Genomic DNA, 19837 nt, shown 5'->3' with positions numbered 1-19837 from the left:
AAGGTACAAGCCTCCTTAAAGCAGTCACCTTTCTCCCGCCTGGTCTGGGAAGGATATAGAGATGACCCTGGTACTAGGCATTGACCCTGGTTCGCGAATCACTGGATTCGGCGTAATCCGGGACACGGGTAAAGGGTGCGAATACGTAGCCTCTGGCTGTATTCGTACGGGTAATGGCCCTTTGTATGAGCGTTTGCAAATCGTCTACAGAGGGGTGCGGGAAGTCATTGGGCTTTATGAGCCAGTCACCATGGGCATTGAACAGGTATTCATGGCGCGCAATGCCGATTCTGCTTTAAAGCTGGGACAAGCTCGAGGTGCAGCCATTGTGGCCTGTGCCGAAGCGGGGCTTGAAATAGCTGAATACACAGCTACCCAGGTCAAACAAGCCATCGTGGGCTCAGGTGCTGCCGATAAGCAACAGGTCATGATGATGGTCATGCACTTGTTGAAACTAAAGGAGAAGCCCCAGATAGATGCTTCCGACGCCCTCGGGATTGCTATTTGTCATGCGCATACGCGGCAAAGTCTGACCCCTCATGGGCTTCTAGGGGCTCGCCGGCGCGGTGGTCGCCTGCGTCTTTAATAGGTATTTCTGTGATTGGACGTCTCCGCGGTTCTCTGGCTGAAAAACAGCCGCCGCATGTAATCATCGATGTCAATGGCGTGGGCTACGAGCTGGAAGTCCCCATGACAACGTTGTATCGCCTTCCGTCGTTGGGTGAGCCAGTTACCTTGCATACGCATCTGGTCGTGCGTGAGGATGCTCATCTGCTTTACGGCTTTTTTGAAAAGCGCGAGCGAGAACTCTTCCGTGAGTTGATTCGCTTGAATGGAGTAGGGCCAAAGCTGGCACTGGCGCTGATGTCTGGCTTTGAGGTGGACGAGCTGGTGCGCTGCGTACAGGCCCAGGATGCGTCTGCGCTGGTTAAGATTCCCGGCGTCGGCAAAAAGACGGCTGAACGTCTGCTGGTCGAGCTCAAGGATCGCTTCAAGGCATGGGAAAGCCTTCCGTCTATCGCACCGCTCATGATGGAAACGGCTGCCGGCAAGCCTGTCGTAACAGCTGAAACTGATGCAGTCAGTGCGTTAGTGTCGCTCGGATTCAAGCCGCAGGAAGCCAGTCGTGCAGTATCTGCCATCGCTGAAGAAGGCCTCAGTAGTGAAGACCTTATTCGTCGTGCCCTAAAAGGCATGGTGTAACCATGATTGAACCGGATCGTTTGATTTCTGCCGCGGGCCGAGATCGTGAAGAGCAGCAAGATCGTGCTATCCGTCCTCTGAGACTGGCCGAGTACATTGGCCAGCCGGTCGTGCGCGAGCAGATGAGTCTTTTCATCCAGGCGGCAAAGGGGCGGGGCGAGGCGCTAGACCATACGCTTATTTTCGGGCCGCCAGGGCTAGGCAAAACCACGCTCGCCAATATCATTGCCGAGGAAATGGGTGTTGCCATCAAAAGCACATCTGGGCCGGTAATTGAGCGGCCAGGAGATCTTGCTGCTCTGCTGACCAGTCTCGAGGCTGGAGACGTTCTTTTCGTAGACGAAATCCATCGCCTTTCGCCGGTTGTAGAAGAGGTCCTCTATCCAGCGATGGAGGACTATCAGCTCGATATTATGATCGGAGAAGGCCCTGCCGCGCGATCAATCAAGCTGGATTTGCCACCGTTTACATTGGTAGGCGCCACTACGCGTGCCGGAATGCTGACGAACCCATTAAGGGACCGATTCGGAATTATTCAGCGGCTTGAGTTTTATAGCGTAGAGGACCTTGCCAGCATCGTTACGCGTTCTGCCAAAATCCTGAATCTGACAATTGAGGCCGAAGGCGCTGTGGAAATCGCTCGCCGTGCCCGCGGTACTCCCCGTATTGCGAACCGGTTGTTAAGACGTGTACGCGATTTTGCAGAGGTGAGAGGGCAGGGACGAATCAGTCATACGATTGCAAGCCAGGCTCTGGATCTGCTGGATGTGGATGCACGCGGCTTTGATCACCTGGACCGAAGACTTCTACTGACGCTCATCGACAAGTTCGACGGCGGGCCGGTAGGGGTAGATAGCCTGGCTGCTGCAATCAGTGAGGAGCGTCACACCATTGAAGATGTCTTGGAACCGTATTTGATTCAGCAGGGCTATATCATGCGTACGCCAAGGGGTCGGATGGTAACCCGCCATGCTTATCTTCACTTTGGTTTGAACGTGCCCAAGCGTATGGGGCCAGGAACCGTGCCTGATCTTTTTGAGGAAGATAATAATTAATTGCAACTGCAAGTATTTCTGATTGGCAAATTGAAGGCTTGGTTCTAGAGTATGCGCGCGCAACATGTGACTCAGCCGTATTCGCTGCGGTGTCGAGTGTATTACGAAGACACCGACGCAGGAGGCATCGTCTACTACGTCAACTATCTCAAATTCATGGAACGTGCTCGTACCGAACGGTTGCGGGCGTTAGGCTTTGTTCAATCTCGCCTGGCGGAAGAAAACATCCTATTTGTCGTGCATTCATGTGAGGCACGTTACCATGCACCGGCTCGGTTGGATAACGAGTTGGAGGTCAGCGCTCGGGTTATTGAACTGAACCGGGCCAGCCTGCGCTTTCATCAGCAGGTGACTCGGCGAGACGATGGTGTTCTGTTATGCGAAGGGTATGTGACGGTTGCGTGTGTACGTTCAGACAACTTCAGGCCCAGGGCCATTCCTGAGGCCATGCGAACAGTATTCGCGAGCGATTCGGACTCAATTTAAGCAGGAGATTTAGCGTGGAACCAACTGTCGACCATTCCTCCATGTGGAGCCTTGTGAGCAATGCCAGCCTGGTAGTTCAGCTGGTCATGCTGACGCTGGTAGCGGCTTCGGTAACATCATGGGTCATGATTATCCAGCGTGCCAATGCCATCCGTGCAGCCAAACGTGCACTGGAGACTTTCGAGGAGCGTTTCTGGTCGGGTATCGACCTGTCCAAGCTTTACCGTCAGGCAGGCAGCAATCCTGACCCCGATTCAGGTGTCGAGCAGATCTTCCGTGCTGGCTTCAAAGAGTTTTCCAGGCTGCGTCAGCAGGCGGGGGTAGACCCTGACGCGGTGATGGAAGGCGTACAGCGTGCCATGCGGGTCGCCATTTCTCGCGAAGAAGAGAAGCTTGAGCAAAGCCTGCCGTTCCTGGCTACCGTCGGCTCCACCAGTCCGTATGTAGGTCTGTTCGGTACCGTATGGGGCATCATGAACTCGTTCCGCGGTCTGGCTACGGTACAGCAGGCTACGCTGGCTACCGTTGCGCCTGGTATTGCAGAAGCATTGATTGCAACCGCTATCGGTTTGTTTGCAGCGATTCCGGCCGTAGTGGCGTACAACCGGTTTGCTGCGCGCTCAGAGACACTGATCGGACGTTATTACACCTTTGCTGATGAGTTCCAGTCCATCCTGCATCGCAAAGTCCACACCAGCGACGAGTAATAGGTATCAACCATGTCCTCCAGGGGTAGACATAAGCGTAAGCCGGTTGCCGAAATGAACGTCGTACCTTACATCGATGTGATGCTGGTACTGCTGGTCATTTTCATGGTAACTGCGCCAATGATTAATCAAGGGGTCAAGGTCGACTTGCCTAATGCGGACAGCCAGCCCATGCCGCAGGATAACAACAAGCAGATCCTGACTATTTCTATCAAGGCGGACGGTACTTACTACTGGAATACAGGTAAGGAAGTCGAGACGGACCAGCAGCGTGACAGTGCCAGCGCTGTTGCCCTGCCTCAGTTGACGGAGCAGGTTACCAAGATCATGCGTGCAAGACCTGATACCCAGGTTTTCATCCGGGGTGACAAGGCTGTTAACTATGGGATAGTGGCAGCAGCCATGGGCGGCCTGCAGCAGGCAGGTGTACCCAATGTCGGGTTGATCACCGAGGCGCCTTGATGCAAGACCGTGAGCGTTCTCCTTCAGAGAGCTATTTCTGGCCTATCGTTTGGGCTGTGGCTCTCCATGTTGTCATTTTTGCTGCTCTGTTTGTGAGCTGGGCAATGGCACCGGAGCTGCCACAGTCCAAGCCAATTGTTCAGGCGACTCTGGTCCAGTTGAAATCCAAAAGCCCTGCTCAGGTGCAGACAGAGCAGAAGCTGGCTGGAGAGGCCAAAAAAACGTCTTCTCGCCAGTATGAAGTCGAGCAGATGGAGCAGAAGAAAGCAGAGCAGCAGGCCCAGGCCGCTGCTGCGGCGGCGGCAGCCGCCAAAGCTGCGGAACAAAAGAAAGCTGAGGACGCTCGAAAGGCGCAGCAGGTAGAAGCTGCCCAGAAAGCCGCTGAAGCCAAGGCCGAAGCGGCAAAAGCTGAGGCCGCAGCAAAGGCTGAAAAGGCAGCGCAGGAAAAAGCCGCCGCAGAGCAGCAGCGCAAATCTGAATTGGCAAAAAAACAGGCTGAGGAGGCTGCTCAGAAAAAGGCAGCCGCTGAAGAAGCTAAGAAGAAAGCAGCTGAAGAGGCCAAGAAAAAAGCGGCTGAAGCGGCAGAGAAAAAAGCAGCCGCTGAAGAAGCTAAAAAGAAAGCAGCTGAAGAGGCCAAGAAAAAAGCGGCCGAGCAGGCGAAAGCCAAAGCTGCTGAGGACGCCAAGAAAAAGGCAGCTCAGGCTGCCGCACGCAAGGCAGCAGAGGATAAGAAAGCACAGGCGTTGGCTGAGCTTCTTTCCGATGACACGCAGCGACAGCAGGCAATGGCTGATGAGGTAGGCGATGAGGTAGCGTCGAACTTTGATGACCTTATCGTGCGTCTGGTCAGTGAGCAATGGCGCCGCCCGCCATCTGCCCGCAACGGTATGAGTGTGGAAGTGCAAATTGAAATGCTACCTGACGGAACGGTAACCAATGCCAGTGTGACCCGGTCTAGCGGTGATTCTGCTTTCGATAGCTCGGCAGTGGCTGCCGTGCGCAACGTAGGACGCATACCTGAAATGCAACAGCTTGATCGCGCGACGTTCGACCAGCTTTATCGCAAGCGTCGCATTATCTTCAAACCGGAGGATTTGAGTCTGTGAATAACCTGATTCGTATCGTTCTGCTGGGATTCATGTTCCTGGTAGGCGCTGCCCATGCTGCCGACCCCCTGGTGGTATCCAGTGGCAATGACAAAGCCATCCCGATTGCAGTCGTGCCTTTTGGCTGGCAGGGTGGTCAACCACTGCCTGATGATATGGCCAATATCATTGGTAACGATCTGCGTAATTCCGGCTCTTTTGCTCCCATCGACCGGCAGAACATGCTTAGCCTGCCGACTCAGGCAAGCGAAGTGTCCTACAAGGATTGGCAGGCACTAGGGGTCAGCTATGTGCTGATCGGCAATATCGTGCCCAGTGGTGGTCGTCTGCAAATCCAATATGCACTGTTTAACATCGCTACACAGCAGCAGGTCATGACGGGTAGCGTAGGCGGGGGTACTGATCAGCTGCGCGACATGGCTCACTATATTTCCGATCAGTCATTCGAAAAGCTGACCGGTATCAAGGGCGCGTTCTCTACGAAGCTCCTGTACGTCACTGCCGAGCGTTTTTCCCAGAACAACACTCGTTATACCCTGCAGCGTGCAGACTATGACGGTGCTCGTTCCGTGACACTCCTACAGTCTCGTGAACCAATCCTGTCGCCTCGTTTTGCTCCTGATGGCAAGCGTATCGCCTATGTTTCCTTTGAACAGCAGCGTCCACGTATCTTTCTGCAGTACGTAGATACAGGTCGTCGTGAGCAGCTCACCAATTTCGAAGGATTGAATGGCGCTCCGGCTTTTTCTCCGGACGGTAACCGCCTGGCGTTCGTGCTGTCGCGCGATGGAAACCCTGAGATTTATGTGATGGACCTGAATTCGCGTCAGATTCGTCGCGTTACCAACGACTCTGCGATTGATACCGAGCCGTTCTGGGGGCGTGATGGGCAGACTATCTATTTCACTTCAGACCGTTCCGGAAAACCACAGATCTATAAAACCAATGTTAGCGGCGGTGGGGCAGAGCGCGTTACATTCGTAGGCAACTACAATGCGAACCCTAAACTATCTGCCGATGAAAAAACGCTGGTAATGGTGCATCGTCAGGAAGGTTTCACCAACTTCCAGATTGGTGCCCAGGATCTTCAGCGTGGCAGCGTCCGGGTGCTCTCCAACACCAGTCTTAACGATTCGCCTACTGTTGCGCCAAATGGCACCATGGTAATCTACGCGTCCCGCCAGCAGGACCGAGGCGTACTGATGCTTGTATCCATCAACGGACGTGTGCGTATTACGCTACCCACCACCCAAGGCGATGTTCGCGAGCCTTCTTGGTCCCCTTACCTGAACTGACGGCAATATAATCTGTTCTATACAAAACACTTTGCGGTTCTTTAGGAGTTAACGATGGAAATGCTGAAATTCGGCAAGTTCGCTGCTCTGGCTTTGGCCATGGCCGTTGCAGTAGGTTGTTCTTCCAAGGGTGGTGATGCTTCTGGTGAAGGTGCTGGCGCTGGCGCCGGTGCTGTCGATCCAAACGCAGGCTATGGCGCTAACGCCGGTGCCGTTGATGGCAGCATGAGCGACGAAGCCGCTCTGCGTGCTATCACTACATTCTATTTCGAATACGACAGCTCCGATCTGAAGCCGGAAGCCATGCGCGCTCTGGACGTTCATGCTCGTGACCTGAAAACTAGTGGTCAGCGTGTTGTACTGGAAGGCCATACTGACGAGCGCGGTACTCGTGAGTACAACCTGGCTCTGGGCGAGCGTCGTGCCAAGGCTGTTCAGCGTTACCTCGTACTGCAGGGCGTTTCTCCGGCTCAGCTGGAACTCGTTTCCTATGGTAAAGAGCGTCCTGCTGCTATCGGTCATGACGAGCAGTCCTGGGCTCAGAACCGTCGCGTTGAGCTGAAGAAGTAAGATCTATGCCGAAGCGCCTGTTTGTACTGACATCGTTGGCTCTGTGCACTTCCGTTGTATGGGCACAGGTACCGGTTCAGGAAGGGGGATATGGTGGGAGCGGTTCTACTCCCGGCTATAGCACCCAAGGCGCTGCCTATGCAGGGGATGGGGGCGCTAGCGCCCCTGTCTCTGCACAGGGGCAGCTCTTCATGCAATTGCAGCAGATGCAGGATGATATAGCGCGCCTGCGTGGTCAGGTTGAAGAGCAGCAAAATGAAATCAATCAGCTAAAACAGCAAGGACTGGAACGTTACCAGGACCTTGATCGCCGAATTTCTGCAAGTGCTTCTTCTGGAGCGCCAGCGAATGCCACTGGTGGTAATGATGCTGGTTCGTCTGCAGGGGCTATCAATGCGAACGCCGCACCTGTTCCGCCAGCTTCTCAGGCCAACAGCGAGCCTGGTGATCCCGCAAAGGAAAAGCTGTATTACGATGCGGCCTTTGATCTGATCAAGGCAAAGGATTTTGCCAAGGCAAGCCAAGCCTTTACAGCGTTTCTGCGTAAGTATCCCAATAGCCAGTATGCGGGAAATGCCCAATATTGGTTAGGCGAAGTCAATATGGCTTCCGGGGATTTACAAGCCGCAGGACAGGCGTTTGCACGCGTAAGTCAGGCTTACCCAAATCATCCCAAGGTTCCAGACTCTCTTTACAAGCTGGCTGGTGTTGAGCAGCGGCTTGGAAATCGAGACAAGGCTAAAGCAATGTACCAACAGGTCATTGCGCAGTATCCTGGATCGTCTGCCGCACAATTAGCCCAGCGTGATCTCAAAAACCTGCCCTAACGGCAGGTTTTTTCGTTAGAATTCGCCTCCCTTTTTTCGCAACGGAGGCGGACGGCCTGTATCGCTGTCACGCCCGTGGCCTACATGCAACAAAACACTCTGCGTATTACCGAGATTTTCTACTCGCTGCAGGGGGAAACACGAACAGCTGGCTTGCCAACTGTTTTCGTGCGCCTTACAGGCTGTCCCTTGCGTTGCCAATATTGCGATACGGCTTATGCCTTCAGCGGCGGCCAGATCATGTCGCTGGACGAAATCGTTGAGCGTGTCGCTCAGTATAAGCCTCGCTATGTGTGTGTAACAGGAGGCGAGCCGCTTGCCCAGCCAAACTGCTTACCCCTGCTAGAGCGCCTATGTGACGCTGGCTATGAGGTGTCACTTGAAACCAGTGGTGCGCTCGACGTCGCGCCTGTAGATCGGCGAGTCGTCAAGGTCGTCGATCTGAAGACGCCCGGCTCTGCTGAAGTCTCTCGCAATCTGTACGACAACATTGATCATCTTACGCCAAACGATCAGGTGAAGTTCGTAATTTGCTCACGTGAAGATTACGAGTGGGCTGTGTTTAAGCTGATTCAGTATCGCCTTGATGAGCGGGTGGATGAGGTGTTGTTTTCCCCTAGCCATCAGCAGGTTACCCCGCGTCAGTTGGCTGAGTGGATTGTAGAAGACAATCTGCCGGTACGCTTTCAGTTGCAGCTGCATAAAATTCTTTGGAATGACGAGCCAGGACATTGATATGAACCAGAAAAAAGCCGTTATCTTGCTGTCTGGTGGTCTGGATTCTGCCACGGTTGTCGCCATGGCTCGGGCTGAGGGCTTTGCCTGCTACACCATGAGCTTTGATTATGGGCAACGTCATAGAGCCGAGCTCAAGGCCGCTGAACGTGTGGCAACTCAGTTGGGTGTGGTCGAACACAAAGTGATCGGTCTGAACCTGAATGGTATTGGCGGCTCGGCGTTGACCGATAGCACTATCGATGTGCCGGAAGCACCTACCGAGGGTATTCCTGTCACCTATGTACCTGCCCGTAATACCGTTTTTCTTTCGCTTGCCTTGGGTTGGGCTGAGGTGCTCGAGGCTCAGCATATCTTTATTGGTGTTAATGCGGTGGATTACTCAGGCTATCCAGATTGCCGCCCTGAATTTGTTGAGTCCTTTGAGCGTATGGCTAATCTTGCCACCAAGGCGGGCGTTGAGGGCAATGGCTTTAAAATCATAGCACCGCTCCAGTTCATGTCGAAGGCTGAGATTATCCAGTGGGGCGTCGCGAATGGGGTGGACTACTCCCTAACCGTCTCCTGCTACAAGGCTGACGACGAAGGGCGTGCCTGTGGGCGATGTGACAGTTGCCGCTTGCGTGCGGAAGGATTCCGTGCGGCACACCTTGAAGACCCAACGCGATATTTTTAAAAAACTTGCGCTAGGGTATTGATTATCCAGAAGAAATCATTATTATAGCACTCGCTTTCGGGGTCGTTAGCTCAGTCGGTAGAGCAGTTGGCTTTTAACCAATTGGTCGTAGGTTCGAATCCTACACGACCCACCATTTTCCTCCCCTTGTTGTTTCCTTAGGTCGCCGCTTCCTGGCGATACACTCCTTCTGTCCCTTTAGCGTTTGGGTGTAGCGAGCATGTCGCAAATCTCGGAACGACTTCTGGTTCAAGCCCATCTCGCGGCTAAGCAGCCTAAAATTTTAAGTGCAGCTGAAACAGAGCATTTTAGCCATGCCATTGCGGCTGAGCTCAAGGCGCGTGACGCTGTTCTACTTGCGCATTACTACACCGATCCCATTCTGCAAGCGCTTGCCGAGGAAACGGGCGGGTGCGTGGCAGACTCGCTCGAAATGGCACGCTTTGGTAACCAGCATAAGGCCTCTACCGTCGTGGTGGCAGGGGTGCGTTTCATGGGAGAAACTGCCAAGATTCTCAATCCCGAGAAGCGAGTGCTCATGCCTACGCTGGAGGCTACTTGTTCGCTGGATATCGGGTGCGGAGCTCAGGAGTTCGCTGCGTTCTGCGATAAGCATCCCGAGCGGACGGTAGTAGTTTATGCCAATACTTCAGCTGCCGTAAAAGCCAGGGCAGATTGGGTTGTAACCTCTGGCTGTGCCCTGGATATCGTTGAGCACCTGATGGATAACGGCGAACCTATTCTTTGGGCACCGGACCGTCATCTAGGCCGCTACATTCAGCGGGAAACAGGTGCCGATATGCTGCTTTGGGATGGCGCCTGCATCGTTCATGAGGAGTTCAAGTCTTCTCAGCTGACTGATATCAAATCGCTCTATCCTGATGCTGCGGTTCTGGTGCATCCCGAATCTCCTGAGGCTGTGATCGAGCTGGCAGACATGGTTGGTTCAACCAGTCAAATGATCAAGGCTGCACAGACGATGCCCAACTCGACGTTTATTGTCGCAACGGATAAAGGCATTTTTTACAAAATGCAGCAGTTGTGTCCTGACAAAGTATTCATTGAGGCGCCTACGGCGGGTAATGGTGCTGCTTGTCGTAGTTGTGCGCATTGCCCTTGGATGGCCATGAATACCTTGGAGCGTACGCTGGCCTGTTTGCAGGAGGGTAGCGGTGAGGTTCTGGTTGATCCTTCCCTGATACCTAGGGCAGTAAAACCACTCAAGCGCATGCTGGACTTTACCCAGGCAGCAAGATTAAGGCAGACAGGAAACGCCTGATGGGCGTTTCCTGTCCTGTTTCCTATCACATAATTTCTTCAGCAGTTCGCTTTTGCGTAATTATTTCCTGCTGACGTGCATCTATCCGCGCCGCTAACTGAAAATTATTTGAAGCACGCTGTTTTGCAAATCCCAGCTGCTGTATGGCCTGATCATAATCACCTGTCAGGGCAAAGTATTCGGCACGGGCCTGATGGACCTCTATCAGCTGACCCGCTTGGCCGCGCACCTCTGCAGCCCGGTACCATACATCAGGGTCCAGTGGGCGCGCTTTGATTACCTTGTCCAGTAAAGCGCTGGCATCCTTGGGCTTATCGAGCTTAACCAGTAGATCGGCTTGTAGCATGTTGACCGCGAAGTTATCGGGGTACATTTCCATCATTCTCGCTACGCGCTTTTGTGCGTCAGGCAGCCGGTTATTGGTAATGTCGAGCTCGATCTGGGCCAGGTTGTATGTGACATCGTTTGGAGAGGCATCCAGCAAAGGCTTAAGCGTTTCGCGTGCTTCATTGAGCTGGCCGAGGCGAGTCAAGCCAACAGCAAGGCCGTAACGTGCTGCTTCCAACTTTGGGTTTTCATCCAACATGGCACGAAAGCGCTTGACGGCTATGCCTGGAGTTTCCTCGAAAAGCAGCTGAACCCTTGCGCGCATCAGTTGATACTGCAGGCTGTCTTCTCGTCCTCCTGCGGGATACTGATCTGCACGGTTACGAGTATCTGCAACGCGATCCTCTGTTACCGGGTGGGTAAGGAGAAACTCGGGTGGTCGCTGATCGTAACGGTATTGCCTAGCCAATCGGCTGAACATATTGGGCATGCCTCGTGGGTCATAGCCAGCCTTAGCCAAGTTGATCAGGCCTACCCGGTCCGCTTCCTGCTCGTTCTGACGAGAGAAGCGGAGCTGACTTTGTATGGCGGCTGCCTGTGTAGAGGCAATCGCTGCGATACCGGCATCACCACCGCCAGCAGCAGCGGCCACAATGCCGGCCAGCATGGCTGCCATCAACGGTAGTTGCATGCGCTTCTGATTTTCGACGCCTCGTGCAAAGTGCCGCTGGCTCAGGTGGGCTAATTCGTGCGCGAGGACGCCTGCATACTCGGCTTCGGTCTGGGCATACAGGAATAGCCCCCCATTGACGCCTACGACCCCACCGGGGGCAGCAAATGCGTTAATTTGTGGGTCTTTGATCAGGATGAATACGAGGCGATGATCTTGAATCTGGCTCGTCTCGGCCAGTCTATAAACACTGCTTTCCACGAACTGCTTGAGTTGTGGGTCGGTCAATGTCGTGACTTGCCCCCTGAGCATACTCAACCAGGTGCGGCCAAGCTGAAACTCCTGTTCAGGAGAGACAACTGAAGAGCTTGCATCCCCTAGCGACGGTAGATCAGTGGCTGCGGGAGCGGGTACAGCTATCAGGCAGGACAGACCAAGAAGGGCAGGGCGCAAAAATTTCATAGGGGCGCTCATGACTGCAAAACCCTTACTTTATCTGTCCCCACAGCTGCTGCCTAGCGATGAAAGGCTGTGAACGTTATCCTTGGGATTTATGGAGTTTTCTTATGAATGAATCCAGTACTTATACAGGGCCGTGTGATGCGGAGCTGGATGCCAGTGGATTAAGTTGCCCACTGCCATTGCTGAAAGCCAAAATGGAACTGAACCGCTTGGCCTCTGGCTCGATATTGAAGGTCACGGCAACGGATGCCGGCTCGCAGCGTGATTTCAGGACCTTTGCCCAGTTGTCAGGGCATGCATTGATCGGCGAGCAGGCCCAGGAAAACGTATTTCATTATTGGTTGCGCAAGGCATGAAGTGCAGGGAGGCAGAAGCCTCCCTTGGAAATCAACTATTCAGAGCCTGGGCCTCTGCTAGAACGTCTTCCACGTGTCCCGGGACCTTTACCCCACGCCATTCCCGGCGAAGAATCCCTTCCTTGTCGATCAGGAAGGTACTGCGGTCGACTCCCATATACTCCTTGCCGTACAGCTTCTTCAATTTGATCACATCAAATAGCGTGCACAGCGCTTCTGATTTGTCACTGATCAGATCGAATGGAAATGCCTGCTTGGCTTTGAAGTTTTCATGGGACTTGATGCCGTCGCGGGAGACACCGATTATCACGGTATTGGCAGCCTGGAATGCCTCGTAATGATCGCGAAACCCCTGGCCTTGGGTTGTGCAGCCCGGCGTGCTGTCTTTGGGATAAAAATACAATACAACCTGCCGACCCCTGAACGTGTCGAGCGACAGGTCCTTTCCGCCAGTAGCAGCCGCTATGAAATCGGGAACGGGTTGATCAACGGTAACTGTCATGTTCGTTTCTTCGCTTAGCTTACTGGATTACGGGTTCTGAGGTCGCCAGGGCTCGATCAGCGCGTCAAGGTTCAGTGCGTCCGCAAAGTCCAGGAATTGATCCCGTAACCAACTGATCTGAGTACCGGCTGGCAGAATGACCGTAATGGTCGCTGTCAGCATGGTGCCGCCTGTCTGGGGCGCCTGATAGGTATCGCAAACCAGGCTTTCTACCTCTATGCGATGGTCGGTAAAGAACTGGCAGAGTTCGTTGAGAATATCCGAGCGATAGGCCGCACTGACATAAACGACGTACGGTAGGGCTTGCGCTCGGTTTTCCAACGCTGCGCTACGTGTTACACCAATCGTGAAACCTTGTCGCTTTGCCAGAGCAGGTAAACTGGACTCCAGTCGAGCCAGGCCGTCCCAGTTGCCGGACACTTGAAGGATCAGTGCGCTGAATTCGCCGTGTCGGCTTAGGCGGCTGCTGACGACCGCGCAGCGGCTTTCCAAACACGTGCGATAGAGCACATTGGTTAGCTCCATAGGGTTGGAGCCCAGCGCACTGATAACTAGAAATTGCTCACGAGGCGGTGGTGTAGCAGACATTCAGTGTTTCCTGATGATGAAACCGGTAGACCGGCCAAAACCGAAGGGTAGCGAAAAGCGCGTTGTTGGGGAATGCCTTACCGGAGCTTGGCTTGTGCAAGGCTGGTAGCGTCAGTACCATTACGGCTCTCTTTTCTCGGCAGGAGCGGTTGCATGATCACAGGCAGTATGGTGGCGCTGGTCACGCCCATGGATGCACAGGGGCATCTGGACTGGTCCAGCCTGACCAAGCTGGTTGATTTTCATCTGACCGAAGGCACCAATGCCATCGTTGCGGTTGGAACAACTGGCGAGTCCGCCACTCTGGATGTAGAAGAACACACCGAGGTCATTCGCCGTGTAGTCAAACAGGTGGCTGGCCGTATTCCCGTCATTGCAGGGACGGGTGGCAATTCCACGCGTGAGGCGGTTGATCTGACGCAGGCGGCCAAGGATGCAGGTGCGGACGCTTGCCTGCTGGTTACGCCTTACTACAACAAGCCTACCCAGGAAGGCCTGTATCAGCATTTCCGGCATATCGCCGAATCCGTAGCGATTCCTCAGATCCTTTACAATGTGCCCGGGCGTACGGCCTGTGACATGTTGGCCGAGACGGTAGAACGGCTTTCGACAGTGCCGAATATCGTTGGTATCAAGGAAGCGACAGGCGATTTGCAGCGCGCCCGTGACATTCTGGATCGTGTGAGCAGCGATTTCATGCTGTACTCCGGTGATGATGCCACGGCTGTTGAACTGATGTTGATGGGCGGCAAAGGCAATATCTCTGTTACAGCCAACGTGGCGCCCCGTGACATGAGCGAACTTTGCGCGGCTGCCCTGCGTGGCGACGCCGAGACTGCTCGTGCGCTTAATGAAAAATTGATGCCTCTGCACAAGAACCTGTTCATCGAGTCCAATCCGATCCCGGTCAAGTGGGCGTTGCATGAAATGGGAATGATGCCTGAGGGTATCCGTCTTCCTCTGACCTGGTTGAGTCCGCGCTGTCATGAGCCGCTTCGCCAGGCAATGCGTCAGTCCGGTGTGCTGGCCTGATGGAGAATTTACGCATGAAGCGACTGGCTGGACTAACAACCCTTGCCGTAGTAATCAGCACGACCAGTGGGTGTGGCTGGCTATGGGGCGAGCACGGGTATTTTCGTGATCGCAGTAATGATTATCTGGAGTCGCGTCAAACGGCTCCGATGCAGGTTCCGACTGATGTTCAGGCCAAGTCCTTGCAGCCCCTGCTACCCATTCCCGCTAACGTAGCGGATACCCAGGACCATCCTGCAGAGTTCGAGGCTCCACGGCCTCAAGCACTGGCTGTCCAGGCTGATACGGGTAGCTATAGCCTGCAGCGCAATGGTAAGGCCCGCTGGATCGTCGCTCAAAAGCAGCCTGCCGAGATCTGGCCGGTGGCCAATCAGTTCTTTACCGATAATGGCTTCGTGATTGGTGAGGCACGTCCGCAGACCGGTGAGTTCACGACACGCTGGCAACCTTTGACCGACCTGACGACACCGTTGGCTCGCAGCTTGAGCACAGGTGGTGATATCGAGCCGGGCTCCGAAACACGTATTCGGGTGCGGATCGAGCCAGGGGTTTCCAGCAACACCAGTGAAATCTTTGTACAAAGCCAGATGCGCAAGACTGGCAGCAGCAGTGAGCCGAACTGGTCTTCTCGCTCTGATACATCGGCCTTCGATGCAGCCCTGCTGAATGAAATGGTAACCAGTCTGGCAAGTGCCGATACCCAAGGTGGTTCAGTATCTCTGTTGGCTGCTGGTTCCTACGATACGCCTGAGCGGGTCTCCTATACGAGAGATGGCAATGGCGACCCGATGCTGAGCCTGACGAGCGACTTTGATCGTGCCTGGTCCAGTGTCGGTCGTGCCCTGGAAGGCGCTAACATACGCGTTGACGATATGGACCGTAGCTTGGGGGTGTACTACATCAATCTGGCTGAGGGTGCACGCAAGCCCAACGAGGACAAACCTGGGTTCTTCAAGCGCCTGTTTGGTCATGAGCCCTCCAAGGAAGAAGAAAACGCTCGTGCCGAGCGTTATCAGGTTCGTCTGACCAATGTAGGCGATGCTGTTCAAGTCACGCTGGATAAAGACATCAACACCGTAGCGCCAGCCGATATGGCCGAGACGGTGCTGAAAAAGCTACAGACGAGCATGCAATATGCGCTTCGCGGTCCTGGGCAGCGGGAGTCGGGGGAATTCAACCCTGGTTCACAGCCATAACACCTACATACTGATCGATTGCGGTTTTCCGCTACGTGAAACGATAAGACGCCTGGCTCGCCTGGGCGTCGAACCTACACAACTCGATGCCATTCTCGTTACCCATGAGCATTCCGACCATGTTCATGGGGTCGAACTGTTATCGCGTCGTTATGGGATTCCGGTTTATCTGACCGAGGGTACAGTGCGCGGCTTACGCAAGCCTATTTCTGCTACAACGGTACTGGCAGCAGGCGATACGCTCGAGTTAGAAGCCATTGAGATCAAAAGCGTTCCTGTGTCTCATGATGCATACGATCCGACACAGTTCGTCTTCTTTGATGGCCGGCGTCGCTTGGGTGTGCTTACCGATCTGGGCGAGGCTACAACGACAGTACTGGAGTGTTATCGTGATCTGGACGCCCTGGTGATCGAGGCGAACCACGACCGGCAGATGCTGGATGAAGGTTTGTACCCCTATTTTCTGAAAGCGCGGGTCAGTGGATCACACGGTCATTTAAGTAATCAGCAGGCGGCCTCGCTGGTTTGCCGCTTGCAATGCGATGCCCTGCAGCATCTTGTGTTGGCGCATCTGAGTGAAAAGAACAATCGGCCGCATCTGGCTCGGCAAACGTTCGTCGACACCCTGGGGTGCGATGCGGACTGGCTGCAGGTCGCCGATCAGCACGAAGGTCTTGGTTGGCAGCTCATTGCCTGAGCCTTCGATTATTTAAAAGCGGAGCCATCATGGAAAAACGCACCGAACTCTACCGCGGCAAAGCCAAGTCTGTGTTCACGACGGACAACCCGGACCGTCTCATTCTTCTCTTTCGCAATGATACGTCTGCGTTCGACGGTCAAAAGGTAGAGCAGCTTGATCGTAAAGGCATGGTGAACAACAAGTTCAACGCCTTCATCATGCAAAAGCTTGAGGCAGCAGGGATTCCAACCCAATTCGATGCGTTGCTTGCGGACAATGAATGTCTGGTTAAAAAGCTCGACATGATTCCTGTGGAGTGTGTGGTTCGTAACTATGCTGCTGGTAGCCTAGTGCGTCGCCTGGGTGTTGAGGAAGGGCTGGAGCTTTCCCCGCCTACGTTTGAACTGTTCCTCAAGAATGATGCATTGCACGATCCCTTTATCAACGAAACCCATGTCTATGCATTTGGCTGGGCTACGCCTGAACAGCTGTCTCGCATGAAAGAGCTGACGTTCCAGGTGAACGACGTGCTGAAAAAGCTGTTCGATGACGCAGGGCTGCTGCTGGTGGATTTCAAGCTGGAGTTTGGTGTGCACCATGGCCAGATTGTGCTGGGCGATGAGTTCAGCCCTGATGGCTGCCGTCTATGGGATAAGGAAACCCGTAAGAAGATGGACAAGGATCGCTTTCGCCAAGGGTTGGGTGACGTTATCGAGGCCTATGAAGAGGTGGCTAACCGCTTAGGCGTACCGCTCTAAGGTTGGCAGGCGACTTTTGCAAACGCCTGATAATGGTAGAAATTTTGCATTCAAGGCTTCGCCTGACGCATTTCAGCTGTTATCATGCGCTGCATTGGAGAGGTGCCGGAGTGGCCGAACGGGACGGATTCGAAATCCGTTGAGTCAGCAATGGCTCCTAGGGTTCAAATCCCTATCTCTCCGCCATATTAAAAAGCCCCGCAGTTATGCTGCGGGGCTTTTTTATTTCTATACAGCTCAAATCAAATTATTTTCTTTTTTCCACGCCTCGAAGTGTTCGAGCTCAAGACGTATGTCTTCTCCTTTTTCAAGGGATTCTTGCATTGAGCGGATACGGATCAGGCGTTCATGCATGGCCTCCGGGATATCGAGACCTTCCTCCTGATGCGCTTTGATTTCATTTACACCTTCGTCCAATGCATTAGAAAGGTGTTGTTTCAGGTCAGCGATATTGTGGGAAGTCGTGTCGATCATGGGCGCTCCGGTAACGGGGTGTATTGCTCAGCCTAGGCGATAGGAACGAAAGCTGTGAAAAGCCAGGACGTCCATGCCTAGCGAGGCAGCCAAAGGGCAAAGAGATAGACTTGCCCTCTGGTTAATGGTGTCAAGGTTGCGCATTAGCTGGTGGTTGCTGATAGAGATCGAGTAGTTTCAGCGTGACACCGTTGGTCCAGCCAAAGCCATCCTGCAGTTTGTACTCACCACCGCCACCTCCCTGGCTTGAACCCTCCACATCATATTTCTCGACCAATTTGTGCTCTTTGGTGAACAGCGTCTGCACCTGATCAAGGAAACCCTGGCCGATGGTTCTGGCTAGATCCTGCTGGTCATAGCGGCGCAAGCCTTCTACGGCGATCCATTGAAGCGGAGCCCAGCCATTGGGAGAGTCCCACTGCTGTCCGTTATGGATTTGCGTAGTGACAAGCCCACCGGTTTTGACCAGATTCTTTTCAACAGTCAATGCGGTTTGCCGGGCTCTATCGGAATTGGCGATCCCTGCATAAAGAGGATAGAGCGTAGCGGCTGTGATCTGATCGCTGAGTTGATTCTTCTGCCAATCGTAGTCAGCGTAATAGCCCTTGTTGTTCCACAGGTGTTTCTCTATGGCAGCCTTTCGCGCTTCTGCACGCTGGCTGTAGCGTTGCGTACAAGTCGACATGGCGTTCTTTTCACAAGCAAGTGCAATTGTGGTTTCCAGATGATAGAGAAGGCTGTTGAGGTCTACCGGAACGATAGCGGTTGTACGGATAGTCGCGAGAGTTTTCCCATCACCCAGCCAGCGTGACGTGTAGTCCCAGCCACTTTCTGCCCCGGCTCGCAGGTCTTGGTAAACCTCATTGACCGGGCGATCAGCAGCCTTGGCTGCCGTTTCCTTGTCTTGCATGTAGGATTCCTGGCGAGGTGTATCGCTGGCATCCCAGTAGCGGTTGAATAGCGTACCGTCAGCCAGACGAACAACGTGCTGGGCAGCCTCGCCGGGCTTTAGTGTTTGCGAACCTTCCATCCAATAAGCGTATTCCTTTTGCAATTGCGGAAGGTAACGGCGATAGACTTCATCCCCCTCCGTCTTTGCCTCCAGCTCAACCATATAAGAGAAGAAGGGTGGCTGGGAGCGGCTCAGATAGTAGGTGCGATTGCCATTGGGGATATGGCCATAGGTATCGATCAGGTAGGCGAAGTTATCCAGCATCTGACGCGCCAACTTCGTTTGTCCACTCTCTACCAGGCCAAGCATGGTGAAGTAGGAGTCCCAATAGTACAGCTCGCGAAAGCGACCCCCCGGAACAACATAGGGGTAGGGTAGCGGCAGCATACTGCTATATGCCGGTACCTTCTCATAATGTCGCGTGAGTACAGGCCAGAGGTTATCGATATGTTCACGGATATCGGTACCTGTCTGAGGCTTTTGGGTTTCAGCAGCTCCTGATGGCTCGAAGTTGTCCGCCACAAAGCGTCTGAGATCAAAGCCAGGGTTGGCTCGTTGCGCCAAGTAGTCCGCCCGGATAGTGGCGGGAGGCCTTAGCGGTAGGGCATCGACAAAATGCTTTTGATCGTCGAACAACCATTGCTGCTGTACGGCTGCAAATAATTCCGGGTACGCCTGGTCTGGTGGGAGCGCCTGATGCTGTTGGGCATTTTGATAGCTCCACATCTCGGATCTGTCTGTAGCAGTGGCACAGGCACCCAACAGAACAACCGAAGCGGAAAAGGCCAGAAGCCGAGTGGATCGATAAGCGTGGCGGACGAGAGGAAATGTCATGGAAAACCCATTCTGATCATTCTCAACCATCGACCAGCTGATTATCCGGCAAGTTCGTCCAGTCAAGCTTTGTTTTTGTTCGGCTATTGAAAACGGTCAGGTTCATTTTGAAGTTTTGCCCGCAAATAGCCTTTTTCTTTTGCGGAGATTTACGCTTTTTTGATAAATGGCCAATTGCTATCAGGTAAGATAAGAAACCTTGTCTTTCGGTGTGCTTGACCGATGCATTTCTCTACTGTGAGTTATCGCTATTTGAAGGCCGGTACTATTTACCAGGTAGAAATTGACTCGCCTGCTTCTGGTCGCACTCAGGATATTTACGAGGCTGTTTTTCGTCATTTGGTCAATTTTGAAAGCGAGCCAATCATTGTGGCCATGATGCTCAACAATGGTGGGAAGGCTGTTATCCAGAACAAGCGCTTCGATCCTGAGATCAAGACGACTCATATGGTCTCAACTATCGAGACACTTGAAATCTGCATGGATTATGAAAACTGGGTAGAAGTCATTCTGTTGCCCTTGCCTAGGGACTGACTGCACCCATCACTTTCTACCCCTCTACTACCTGTCTTGTCGGGTATGGCTCGGACGTTATGTTGACGTCAT

General features: G+C 53.7%; 24 protein-coding genes and 2 tRNA genes. 21 read left to right on the top strand and 5 right to left on the bottom strand.

The genetic code is table 11. The features are described from left to right. The first annotated feature begins 61 nt into the window (after nt 1–61). The 14 genes from ruvC (at nt 62) to nadA (ending at nt 10401) form a co-directional block, all read left to right on the top strand. A complete protein-coding gene (ruvC, locus tag PLU01S_RS07095) occupies nt 62–586 on the top strand; it encodes a crossover junction endodeoxyribonuclease RuvC (RefSeq protein WP_010795186.1) in 525 nt (174 codons plus the stop codon). An 11-nt stretch (nt 587–597) separates the two neighbouring features. After that, on the top strand, nt 598–1203 hold the full coding sequence (ruvA, locus tag PLU01S_RS07090) for a Holliday junction branch migration protein RuvA (protein ID WP_074824570.1): 606 nt from the start codon (nt 598–600) through the stop codon (nt 1201–1203). Nucleotides 1204–1205: 2 nt separating this feature from the next. Next, nucleotides 1206–2258, top strand: a complete 1053-nt coding sequence (gene ruvB, locus PLU01S_RS07085) for a Holliday junction branch migration DNA helicase RuvB (protein WP_074824567.1) — start codon at nt 1206–1208, stop codon at nt 2256–2258. 51 nt (nt 2259–2309) lie between these two features. Further along, entirely contained in the window at nt 2310–2744 is a 435-nt protein-coding gene (gene ybgC / locus PLU01S_RS07080) for a tol-pal system-associated acyl-CoA thioesterase (RefSeq protein WP_074824563.1), read from the top strand. Between the two features lie 14 nt (nt 2745–2758). Continuing rightward, nucleotides 2759–3451 (top strand): protein TolQ, encoded by a 693-nt coding sequence (tolQ, locus tag PLU01S_RS07075; RefSeq protein ID WP_010795182.1) that lies wholly within the window; start codon nt 2759–2761, stop codon nt 3449–3451. 12 nt (nt 3452–3463) lie between these two features. After that, nucleotides 3464–3913 (top strand): protein TolR, encoded by a 450-nt coding sequence (tolR, locus tag PLU01S_RS07070; RefSeq protein WP_010795181.1) that lies wholly within the window; start codon nt 3464–3466, stop codon nt 3911–3913. Further along, nucleotides 3910–5019: a cell envelope integrity protein TolA gene (gene tolA, locus PLU01S_RS07065; protein ID WP_139208742.1), complete on the top strand. Its 1110-nt coding sequence runs from the start codon at nt 3910–3912 to the stop codon at nt 5017–5019. Before tolR ends, tolA begins: the two co-directional genes overlap by 4 nt. Continuing rightward, complete coding sequence (gene tolB, locus PLU01S_RS07060) at nt 5016–6314, top strand: Tol-Pal system beta propeller repeat protein TolB (protein WP_019366311.1); 1299 nt, start codon at nt 5016–5018, stop codon at nt 6312–6314. The genes tolA and tolB overlap by 4 nt, the downstream gene beginning before the upstream one ends. A 54-nt stretch (nt 6315–6368) precedes the next feature. Then, nucleotides 6369–6884 (top strand): peptidoglycan-associated lipoprotein Pal, encoded by a 516-nt coding sequence (pal, locus tag PLU01S_RS07055; protein WP_010795178.1) that lies wholly within the window; start codon nt 6369–6371, stop codon nt 6882–6884. A gap of 5 nt (nt 6885–6889) precedes the next feature. Next, nucleotides 6890–7711, top strand: a complete 822-nt coding sequence (ybgF, locus tag PLU01S_RS07050; RefSeq protein WP_074824557.1) for a tol-pal system protein YbgF — start codon at nt 6890–6892, stop codon at nt 7709–7711. Nucleotides 7712–7795: 84 nt separating this feature from the next. Next, a complete protein-coding gene (gene queE / locus PLU01S_RS07045) occupies nt 7796–8446 on the top strand; it encodes a 7-carboxy-7-deazaguanine synthase QueE (protein WP_074825156.1) in 651 nt (216 codons plus the stop codon). Between the two features lies 1 nt (nt 8447). Then, the gene (queC, locus tag PLU01S_RS07040) at nt 8448–9122 is read left to right on the top strand and encodes a 7-cyano-7-deazaguanine synthase QueC (RefSeq protein WP_074824550.1); all 675 of its coding nucleotides are present in this window, start codon (nt 8448–8450) and stop codon (nt 9120–9122) included. A gap of 60 nt (nt 9123–9182) precedes the next feature. Next, nucleotides 9183–9258 (top strand) — tRNA-Lys (locus PLU01S_RS07035). A gap of 84 nt (nt 9259–9342) precedes the next feature. Continuing rightward, nucleotides 9343–10401: a quinolinate synthase NadA gene (gene nadA / locus PLU01S_RS07030; RefSeq protein ID WP_010795174.1), complete on the top strand. Its 1059-nt coding sequence runs from the start codon at nt 9343–9345 to the stop codon at nt 10399–10401. A gap of 25 nt (nt 10402–10426) precedes the next feature. Here nadA and PLU01S_RS07025 read toward each other — a convergent pair whose 3' ends face one another. Next, complete coding sequence (locus PLU01S_RS07025) at nt 10427–11860, bottom strand: M48 family metalloprotease (protein WP_010795173.1); 1434 nt, start codon at nt 11858–11860, stop codon at nt 10427–10429. A 104-nt stretch (nt 11861–11964) separates the two neighbouring features. Here PLU01S_RS07025 and PLU01S_RS07020 point away from each other — a divergent pair, with 104 nt between their 5' ends. Next, nucleotides 11965–12216: a sulfurtransferase TusA family protein gene (locus PLU01S_RS07020; RefSeq protein WP_074824548.1), complete on the top strand. Its 252-nt coding sequence runs from the start codon at nt 11965–11967 to the stop codon at nt 12214–12216. 31 nt (nt 12217–12247) lie between these two features. Here PLU01S_RS07020 and PLU01S_RS07015 read toward each other — a convergent pair whose 3' ends face one another. Together PLU01S_RS07015 and PLU01S_RS07010 are read right to left on the bottom strand one after the other, a co-directional pair. Then, on the bottom strand, nt 12248–12718 hold the full coding sequence (locus PLU01S_RS07015) for a peroxiredoxin (RefSeq protein WP_010795171.1): 471 nt from the start codon (nt 12716–12718) through the stop codon (nt 12248–12250). Between the two features lie 27 nt (nt 12719–12745). Further along, entirely contained in the window at nt 12746–13306 is a 561-nt protein-coding gene (locus tag PLU01S_RS07010; protein WP_010795170.1) for a glycine cleavage system transcriptional repressor, read from the bottom strand. Between the two features lie 153 nt (nt 13307–13459). On the opposite strand from PLU01S_RS07010, the gene dapA reads away from it, so the two are divergent. From dapA to PLU01S_RS06985, 5 genes are all read left to right on the top strand, one after another. Continuing rightward, complete coding sequence (dapA, locus tag PLU01S_RS07005) at nt 13460–14338, top strand: 4-hydroxy-tetrahydrodipicolinate synthase (protein ID WP_010795168.1); 879 nt, start codon at nt 13460–13462, stop codon at nt 14336–14338. A gap of 14 nt (nt 14339–14352) precedes the next feature. Beyond that, on the top strand, nt 14353–15534 hold the full coding sequence (gene bamC, locus PLU01S_RS07000) for an outer membrane protein assembly factor BamC (RefSeq protein ID WP_074824546.1): 1182 nt from the start codon (nt 14353–14355) through the stop codon (nt 15532–15534). Next, the gene (locus PLU01S_RS06995) at nt 15473–16231 is read left to right on the top strand and encodes an MBL fold metallo-hydrolase (protein WP_074824542.1); all 759 of its coding nucleotides are present in this window, start codon (nt 15473–15475) and stop codon (nt 16229–16231) included. Before bamC ends, PLU01S_RS06995 begins: the two co-directional genes overlap by 62 nt. Before the next feature lie 29 nt (nt 16232–16260). Then, the gene (gene purC, locus PLU01S_RS06990; RefSeq protein ID WP_010795165.1) at nt 16261–16971 is read left to right on the top strand and encodes a phosphoribosylaminoimidazolesuccinocarboxamide synthase; all 711 of its coding nucleotides are present in this window, start codon (nt 16261–16263) and stop codon (nt 16969–16971) included. Between the two features lie 96 nt (nt 16972–17067). Then, nucleotides 17068–17157: transfer RNA gene (locus tag PLU01S_RS06985), tRNA-Ser, on the top strand. A gap of 51 nt (nt 17158–17208) precedes the next feature. Here the strand turns inward: PLU01S_RS06985 and PLU01S_RS06980 are convergent. Together PLU01S_RS06980 and treA are read right to left on the bottom strand one after the other, a co-directional pair. Further along, nucleotides 17209–17445 carry a hypothetical protein gene (locus PLU01S_RS06980; RefSeq protein ID WP_010795164.1) on the bottom strand — a complete coding sequence of 79 codons (237 nt, stop codon included), beginning with the start codon at nt 17443–17445 and terminating at the stop codon, nt 17209–17211. A gap of 130 nt (nt 17446–17575) precedes the next feature. After that, entirely contained in the window at nt 17576–19231 is a 1656-nt protein-coding gene (gene treA / locus PLU01S_RS06975) for an alpha,alpha-trehalase TreA (RefSeq protein WP_074825153.1), read from the bottom strand. Between the two features lie 222 nt (nt 19232–19453). Here treA and PLU01S_RS06970 point away from each other — a divergent pair, with 222 nt between their 5' ends. Continuing rightward, a complete protein-coding gene (locus tag PLU01S_RS06970) occupies nt 19454–19765 on the top strand; it encodes a hypothetical protein (RefSeq protein WP_019367186.1) in 312 nt (103 codons plus the stop codon). The last annotated feature ends 72 nt before the right edge of the window (nt 19766–19837 follow it).

Source organism: Pseudomonas luteola NBRC 103146, from assembly GCF_002091675.1.
Taxonomy (GTDB): domain Bacteria; phylum Pseudomonadota; class Gammaproteobacteria; order Pseudomonadales; family Pseudomonadaceae; genus Chryseomonas; species Chryseomonas luteola.
The sequence above is the reverse complement of the archived record's forward strand: the minus strand, read 5'-3'. Positions and strand labels throughout refer to the sequence as shown.